This is a genomic window from Geodermatophilus marinus (assembly GCF_003428645.1).
GTDB lineage: Bacteria > Actinomycetota > Actinomycetes > Mycobacteriales > Geodermatophilaceae > Geodermatophilus.
The window spans coordinates 1-1,273 of the sequence record NZ_QVQH01000069.1; the positions used below are offsets into that span (position 1 = coordinate 1).

Below are 1,273 nucleotides of genomic sequence, written 5' to 3' on the forward strand. Positions count from 1 at the left end.
GGGACTGCCCCCAGTCCGGTTGACTCTCTTCGGTAGGGGTTAGGCCGCTGCTGCGGCGTGGGTGAGTGTCTCGTATTCGACCGGGGTGAGCCGGCCCAGGCGGCGTTGCCGCCGGCGGCGGTGGTAGGTGCGCTCGATCCAGGTGATGATCGCCAGCCGGAGCTCCTCGCGGGTGGCCCAGCGCTGCCGGTCGAGCACGTTCTTCTGCAGCAGCGCGAAGAAGGACTCCATCGCGGCGTTGTCCCCGCAGGCCCCGACCCGGCCCATGGAGCCGACCAGGCCGTGGTTGGCCAGGGTGCGGACGTAGGCGTTCGACCGGAATTGGCTGCCGCGGTCGGAGTGCACCACGGTCCCGACCGGGCTGCGGCGGGCGATCGCGCTGTTGAGTGCGGCCACCGCCAGCGACGCCTTCATCCGCGAGTCGATGGAGTAGCCGACGATCCGCCCGGAGAAGACGTCCTTGATTGCGCAGAGGTAGAGCTTGCCCTCGGCGGTCGGGTGCTCGGTGATGTCGGTCAGCCAGGTGACGTTGGGCGCGGTGGCGGTGAACTGGCGGTCGACCAGGTCGTCGTGCACCGGCGGACCGGAGGCGCGGTTCAGCCCGGGCTTCTTGGCGAAGACCGACCAGATCCGCTGAGCCGAGCACAGCCGGGCGACCCGATTCTCACCCGCGCGGATGCCCCGTTCGCGGAGCTCGTCGGCGATGAACCGGTAGCCGAAGGCGGGATCGTCGGCGTGGATGTCGTAGGCGGCGTTGATCAGGTGCGCGTCGTCCCAGTCGCGCTGACTCACCGGGTTCTTGCACCAGGCGTAGAAGGCCTGCGGAGAGAAGCCCAGCACCCGGCAGGTCACCGCGACAGGGATGTGCTCGGCGGCGAGTTCACGGACCAGCGGGTAGATCATTTTGGGAGCACGTCGCGGGCGAAGTAGGCCGTCGCCCGCCGCAGGATCTCGTTCTCCTGCTCCAGCAGCTTGTTGCGCCGGCGCAGCTCGCGCAGCTCCGCGGAGTCGTCCTTCGACCCGCCGCCACGGTCACCGCTGGCCGGTGGAGCCAGGCCGTCCTCGCGGTCGGCGATCTTCAGCCAGCGGGCCAGGCAGGACTCCGAGATCCCGAAGTCGCGGGCGATCTGGGCGATCGACGCCTCGCCCTTACGGGCCACGGCGATGACGTCACGCCGGAACTCCGGCGGGAACGGCTTGGGCACGATGCTGATCCTTCCAGCGAGGCCGCAGCCTCACAGGCAAGGAGTCAACTGAACCGGGGGCAGTCCCA

The 1,273-nt window shown here is 69.5% G+C and carries 1 protein-coding gene; it reads right to left on the reverse strand.

Annotation, left to right across the window (positions count from 1 at the left end):
• Positions 1–39: 39 nt before the first annotated feature.
• Positions 40–1,205 (reverse strand): IS3 family transposase gene (locus D0Z06_RS25040; protein WP_117380251.1). Its coding sequence is split into 2 segments (ribosomal slippage): positions 40–911 and positions 911–1,205, totalling 1,167 coding nucleotides; the frame shifts between segments, so codons are not numbered across the junction.
• Positions 1,206–1,273 lie beyond the last annotated feature (68 nt).